The sequence below is a fragment of the Comamonas jiangduensis genome, assembly GCF_030162955.1.
GTDB classification, from domain to species: domain Bacteria; phylum Pseudomonadota; class Gammaproteobacteria; order Burkholderiales; family Burkholderiaceae_C; genus Comamonas; species Comamonas jiangduensis.
In genome coordinates, this window is sequence record NZ_JARXOV010000005.1 from 204242 (window position 1) to 211164 (window position 6923).

The 6923-nt window shown below is 58.8% G+C and carries 6 protein-coding genes; all 6 read left to right on the plus strand.

Annotated elements, in window-relative coordinates; all coding sequences use genetic code 11:
• Positions 1–22: 22 nt before the first annotated feature.
• Positions 23–1480, plus strand: coding sequence for a Trk system potassium transporter TrkA (gene trkA / locus QEP12_RS06335; RefSeq protein WP_284213707.1), 1458 nt, complete (start codon positions 23–25; stop codon positions 1478–1480).
• A gap of 15 nt (positions 1481–1495) precedes the next feature.
• Complete coding sequence (locus QEP12_RS06340; protein ID WP_284213708.1) at positions 1496–2962, plus strand: TrkH family potassium uptake protein; 1467 nt, start codon at positions 1496–1498, stop codon at positions 2960–2962.
• A gap of 95 nt (positions 2963–3057) precedes the next feature.
• Complete coding sequence (gshA, locus tag QEP12_RS06345; RefSeq protein WP_284213709.1) at positions 3058–4353, plus strand: glutamate--cysteine ligase; 1296 nt, start codon at positions 3058–3060, stop codon at positions 4351–4353.
• Positions 4354–4580: 227 nt separating this feature from the next.
• Positions 4581–5768, plus strand: a complete 1188-nt coding sequence (locus QEP12_RS06350) for a benzoate/H(+) symporter BenE family transporter (protein WP_284213710.1) — start codon at positions 4581–4583, stop codon at positions 5766–5768.
• 43 nt (positions 5769–5811) lie between these two features.
• Positions 5812–6762 carry a glutathione synthase gene (gshB, locus tag QEP12_RS06355; protein WP_284213711.1) on the plus strand — a complete coding sequence of 317 codons (951 nt, stop codon included), beginning with the start codon at positions 5812–5814 and terminating at the stop codon, positions 6760–6762.
• A partial coding sequence (locus QEP12_RS06360; RefSeq protein WP_284213712.1) for a hypothetical protein occupies positions 6731–6923 on the plus strand: 193 nt, incomplete at its 3' end. The genes gshB and QEP12_RS06360, both read left to right, overlap by 32 nt.

Below are 6923 nucleotides of genomic sequence, written 5' to 3' on the forward strand. Positions count from 1 at the left end.
GCGACAACACCAAGGACAGTGCATGAAGATCATTATTTTGGGTGCGGGCCGTGTGGGCTACAGCGTGGCGGAGAGTCTGGTCTCGGAGCGCAATGACATCACGGTCATCGACACCGATGCGCAGCGCTTGGCGGAGTTGCAAGAGCGCTTTGACCTGCGCGGTGTGGTGGGCAACGGCATCGATGTGCAGGTGCTGGCGGAGGCCGGGGCCGCCGACACCGATCTGCTGATTGCCTGTGCCGCCCAGGATGAGACCAATTTGGTGTGCTGCAAGATTGCGCACATGGTGTTTGGCATTACCACCCGTGTGGCGCGGGTGCGCTCCTCCGGGTTTGACATCAACCAGCCCTTGATGGGGCCGGAAGGCTTTGCGGTGGATGCCATCATTTGCCCCGAAGCCTCGCTGACCCGCTACATCCGCAAGCTGATTGAGTACCCTGACTCTTTGCAGGTGCGCGAGTTCGCGGGTGGGCGGGCGTGCCTGTCCTCGGTGCGCGCGCGCTTGGGGGCGCCGGCCGTAGGCATGCGCATTGGGGATTTGCGCATGCACAACCCGGAGTTGGGCTTGCGCATTGTGGCCATCTACCGCCGTTTTGCGGATGAGCCCGACCGCTTTATCCGCTGCGACGGTGTGACGCGCATTGAGCCCGGCGATGAAGTCTTTGTGCTGGCGGCCAGCGAGCACCTGAAAGGGGTGTTGGATGCTTTTCACCGCCCCAGCGGCCAAAAAGCGCGCACCGTGCGGCGTATTTTGATAGCGGGTGGTGGGCAGGTCAGCCTGCAACTGGCACAGGAGCTCTCTGCGGAGTCCCGGGATTTCAATATCAAAATCATCGAAGACGAACCCCAGCGCTGCGCACAACTGGCGTCGGTACTGCCCAGTGAAGTGCTGGTGCTGCAAGGCAATCCTACCGATGAGGATTTGTTCGCGGATGAAAATGTCGATGAAACCGACCTGTTTTTGGCGCTGACGGAAGACGATGAAAACAACATCATGGCCAGTTTGCTGGCCAAGCGCATGGGAGCCACGCGCGTGCTGGCGCTGATCAACCGCCGCAGCTATGCCGATTTGATGCATGGCACGCAAATTGATATTGCGTTGTCGCCCGCCCAGGCCATGCTGGGGGAGTTTTTGGCCCATGTGCGCAAGGGCGATGTGCAGGCCGTGCACAGCCTGCGCCGCGGCGTGGCAGAGGCACTGGAGATTGTGGCGCGCGGCGATCGCAAAAGCTCCAAGGTGGTGGGGCGCAAGGTGGGTGATCTGAAGCTGCCGCATGAGGTGCACATCGGGCTGATCATTCGCGGCCTGCCAGATACGGAAGATATTCGTGCACAGACCGAGGGCGCTGAGCCTGAGGTCATCATTCCGCGCAGCCATACGGTGATTGAGAGCAATGACCACGTGGTGTTTTTCCTGCCGAATAAGCGCCTGGTGCAAGAAGTCGAGCGCCTGTTCCGCGTGAGTGCGACTTTCTTTTAACGGCAGAGGCAGCGCATGCGCGATCTATTTCCTGTCTTACGCGTGCTGGGCGTGCTGATGGTGTTCTTTGCCCTCAGCATGAATGTGCCGCTGGCGGTGTCGTGGTTATGGCAAGACGGTATGTGGCAGGCCTGGCCGGCATCCATGCTGGTCACTGCAGTGGTGGGGGTGCTGGTGTGGTTCTTCATGCGCCACCACAAGCAAGAGCTTCAGCCGCGCCACGGGGTTATTTTGGTGACGCTGGTGTGGGTGTGCCTGCCTTTGAGTGCGGCGCTGCCCATGATGCTGGTCTACAACCAGATGGGCCAGGACCTGTCGTTCACCTACGCCTACTTTGAAGCGGTTTCAGGGCTGACGACGGCGGGCGCTTCGGTGCTCAGCCACCTGGATACCTTGCCGGTGTCCCTGAACATCTGGCGCACCTTTTTGCAGTGGATTGGCGGCATGGGTATTTTGATTTTGGCGGTGGCCATCATGCCGTTGCTGGGTGTCGGGGCCAGCCAGCTGTTTCGCGCAGAAGCGGCGGGGCCTGTCAAAGACACCAAGCTCACGCCGCGTATCACCGGTACGGCCAAGGGGCTGTGGGGCGTGTATGCGGTGTTTTCCATCAGCTGTTTCTTGGCATTTTGGCTGGGTGGCATGACGCCGTTGGATGCGTTGATGCACATGTTCACCACCGTGAGCTTGGGGGGGCTGTCCTCGCATGATGCGAGTTTTGCCTACTTCCAGTCTCCGCTGCTGGAAGCGATTGCTTTTGTCTTTATGGTGGCCGCCAGCTGTAACTTTGCCTTGTACTTTGTGGCCATGCGCAAAGGCAATTGGCGTGGTTTTTGGCATGACCCCGAAATGCGCGCCACCGTGGGGGTGCTGCTGCTGGGGGGCTTGCTGGTGGCGCTGCTGCTGTGGGTCAAAGGCATCTACGGCCCACTGGATGCCTTGCGCTACGGCATGTTTAATACGGTATCGGTAGCCACAACCACGGGCTTTGCCACGACAGACTATCTGACGTGGCCCGTGTTTGCGCCGGTCTTCATGTTGATTTTGTCTGGCATGGCGACCAGTGCAGGTTCTACGGGCGGAGGCATCAAAATGATGCGTATGCTGATTTTGTTCAGCCAGGCGCGGCGTGAACTGACAAGGCTGGTGCATCCGCGCGCAGTACAACCGGTGGTGCTGGGTGGGCGCGTTGTGGATAACCGCATGATTTTTGCGGTTTTGGCCTTTATGCTCGTGTATGGCGGCACGATTGTGCTGCTGAGCATGGTGTTGATGCTGACGGATTTGGACCCTGTAACGGCTTTTTCCGCTGCCATTGCCAGTGTGCACTGCTTGGGGCCTGGACTCGGTAGCATTGGGCCGACCTCTTCATATGCCACGTTGACAGACTTCCAAATCTGGGTCTGCACGCTGGGTATGTTGTTGGGGCGGTTGGAGATTTTGAGCTTTCTCGCCCTTTTGACTCCGGCATTCTGGCGCAGGTGAGTGAGCACCTGCGTATGATCCGGGGCATAAGGGTAAACACTTAAGTTTGCAGCGATTACTTACAATTACATAACCACCGTCGTTCAAGGACACACATGGTTCCACATCTCATCACCGCTTTGACTGGCCCGATCAACGAGTTAGAGCAGCGCATCATCGACTCCATGCCCGCTATTGAGCGCTGGTTCAGGCTGGAGTGGATGGAGCACACGCCGCCGTTTTACAGCTCGGTGGATATCCGCAATTCGGGTTTCAAGCTAGCGCCAGTGGACACCAATCTGTTCCCCGGTAACTGGCAGAACCTGACTGACCAGATGTTGCCCCTGGCCGTGCAGGCCACCATGGCAGCGATTGAAAAAATCTGCCCCGAGGCGCGCAACCTCCTGATCATTCCGGAGAACCACAACCGCAACCCTTCGTACCTGAGCAACCTGGCGCAGCTGCAACGTATCTTCAAGATGGCGGGCCTGAACGCACGCCTGGGCTCGATCAGCCCGGACATCAAGAAGCCGACCGAGCTCAAGTTGCCCAATGGCGAGACGGTGCTGCTCGAACCTGTGCTGCGCACCAAGCGCCGCATTGGCCTGAAGCACTTTGACCCTTGCACCATCTTGCTCAACAACGATCTGTCTGCCGGTGTGCCTGGCATTTTGGAAGAGCTGTACGAGCAATACTTGCTGCCACCCTTGCATGCAGGCTGGTGCACACGCCGCAAGAGCCGTCACTTCCAAAGCTATGAAGATGTGGCCAAGCGCTTCGGTAAATTGCTGGGTATTGACCATTGGCTGATTCATCCCCTGTTCGCGAAAGCGGAAGGCTTGGACTTCAGCGAGGGTGGCAACCTCGGTAACTTGGCAGAGCAGGTGGATGCCTTGCTGACCAAGGTGCGTCGCAAATACAAGGAATATGGCATCAAGGAAAAGCCCTTCGCCATCGTCAAGGCCGACAACGGTACCTATGGCATGGGCGTGATGACGGTGCGCGACGCCAAAGAGCTGGATGACCTGACCAAGAAGGTGCGCAACAAGATGGGCATCATCAAAGATGGCCTGCCGGTGCAAGACTTCATCATCCAAGAGGGCGTGCAAACCTCGGAGCGCATGAACGATGCTGTGGCGGAGCCGGTGGTGTACACGCTGGATCGCTATGTGGTCGGCGGCTTTTACCGCATGCACCCCGAGCGCGGCATCGACGAAAACTTGAATGCCCCCGGCTCTAGCTATGTGCCGCTGGCCTTTGCGCACAGCAACCACATGCCCCAGCCCGGCATGCACCCCGGTGCCAGCGCGCCCAATCGCTTCTATATGTATGGCGTCATCGCGCGTTTGGCCATGCTGGCTGCGAGCTATGAGTTGGAGGCCACCAACCCCGAAGCCGAGGTGTACGACTAAAGCCTGCGTGCAGCAATGCAGGTGGTTTTGTAAAAAATAAGAGCTGCTTGCGCTGGTATTTACTAGGATTCAGATATATATCTATCCGAAGTCCTTTGAATACAAGCGCCAATAGCTCACCTTTTTAAAGCGCGTGGTGCAAGCCCCGCGCTTTTTTTGTGGCTGCCTGAGTATGTAGGCACGTTGGTGGTGGCGCACTGCAGCGCGTCTGCGCACAATGTGCAGCTATGCAATTTTTCAAAGACTTCAGCCTGTCGGCGTTGAGCGCTGGCTTTGTGGCGGTGCTGGTGGGGGTCACCAGTTCGGTGGCGCTGGTCTTTCAGGCTGCGCAGTCTTTTGGGGCAACGCCGGTGCAGATCAGTTCATGGATGTGGGCCTTGGGCTGGGGCATTGGCCTGTGCTGCATGGTGCCGTCACTCATCTTGCGCCAGCCAGTGATGGTGGCATGGAGCACACCTGGTGCGGCTGTTTTGGCGGCAGCGGGTTTGACGGGGAGCTTTAGCATGGGCGAAGCTGTGGGCGCCTTCATGGTCAGTGCGGCCTTGATCGTGCTGCTTGGCTTTAGCGGCTGGTTTGAAAAGCTGATGGACCGTATTCCCGCATCAATTGCCGCAGCGCTGCTGGCGGGGGTGCTGGCAAGGTTTGGGCTGCAGGTGTTTGAGTCGGCACAAACCGCGCTGCCCTTGGTGCTCACCATGCTGCTGGTGTACTTGCTGTCGCGGCGCTTGCTACCGCGTTATGCGGTGATGTGCACCTTGTTGGCGGGTATTGCCTATGCCGCCAGCCAGGGGTTGATGCACTGGGAGCAGGTGCAGTGGTCGCTGGCCAGGCCGCAATGGACCAGCCCGGTCTTCTCTTGGCAAGCGTGCATCAGCCTGGCCTTGCCTTTGTGTGTGGTCACTATGGCCTCGCAGAATTTGCCGGGCGTGGCGGTGATTCGCTCGGCGGGTTACCAAATGCCGATCTCCAGATTGATTGGCGGCACAGGCGTCATCAATCTGCTTTTGGCACCTTTCGGCGCCTTTGGTCTGAACTTGGCGGCCATCACTGCCGCCATCTGCATGGGCCCCGAAGCGCATGCCGATTCCTCCAAGCGCTATACCGCCGCAGTGTGGTGCGGCCTGTTTTATGTGCTCATCGGAATCTTTGGTGCCGTGGTAGCAGGGCTGCTGGCTGCTTTCCCGAAAGAATTGGTTGTGGCCATTGCGGGTCTGGCGCTGCTGGGCAGCATCGGCGGTGGGCTGCTGGTGGCCATGCAGCAAGACAGCAGCCGCGAGCCTGCGCTCATCACTTTCTTGGTGACATTGAGCGGGGTGGTGATTGCGGGCGTGGGCTCTGCGTTCTGGGGGGTGGTCGCCGGCAGTTTGGCCCTGTTTGTGCAACAGTACAAACCTTGGCGTACAACTGAGCGCTGAACACTCTCTCTTTTATTGAACGGGGTTGCACCCCCTGCTTGCCATGCAATTGCTTTTCGTTGCCGATCCGCTGGAATCCTTCAACACCAAAAAAGACACCACCTTTGCCATGATGCGTGAGGCGCAGCGACGCGGCCACACGATCTTTGCGACGCAGCCGAAAGATATGAGCTGGCAGGTGGGCGGCAAGGTCATGGCGCAAGTGCGTGAGATTCGCCTCACGGGCGATGCACACGCTTGGTTTGAAGAGCTGGCGGTCGCCCAGCAGGCGCTCGCTGCTTTTGATGCCGTGCTGATGCGCAAAGACCCGCCCTTTGATAGTGAGTTCTTCTATGCCACGCACATGCTCAGCCAGGCCGAGCGGGAGGGCGCCAAGGTCTTCAACAAGCCGGCGGCGCTGCGTGACCACCCCGAGAAAATGGCGGTGATGGAATTCCCCGAGGTGCTGGGCCCCACCCTCATCACCCGCAACCCCCAGGATATCCGCGCCTTCCATACCCAACACCAGGACATCATCCTCAAGCCGCTGGACGGTATGGGGGGCATGGGCATCTTCCGCGTCGGTGCTGATGGCATGAACCTGGGCTCCATCATCGAAACCCTGAACCAGCAGGGCGCCACCAGCGTGATGGTGCAGAAGTTCCTGCCTGCCATCACCCAGGGCGACAAGCGCATCCTCATCATTGGCGGCAAGCCCGTGCCGTACTGCCTGGCCCGCATTCCGCAGGGCAACGAAGTGCGCGGCAATCTGGCTGCGGGTGGCAAGGGTGTGGCCCAGCCGCTCAGCGACAGCGACCGTGCCATCGCCGACAAGCTGGGGCCCATCCTGGTCGCACGCGGCCTGCTGCTGGTGGGCTTAGATGTGATTGGTGACAAGGTCACCGAGATCAACGTTACCAGCCCCACCTGCTTCCAAGAAATCCAGCAGCAAACAGGCTGTGACGTTCCCGCTTTGTTCGTCGATGCACTGGAACAAGCCGTTCAGCAGCGCTAAACCTCATGCCAAACAACCGCCGCAAGGCGGTTGCAGGGAAATTCAAGGGATTTCCCTAAAGCTGCTCAAAACTAGGTATACAATTGCGTTCTTCGCTGGTTACGCTGATGCTGATCACGAAGAAAAAAGAAGATTAAAAAATTCTTTTTCAGACACCAAGT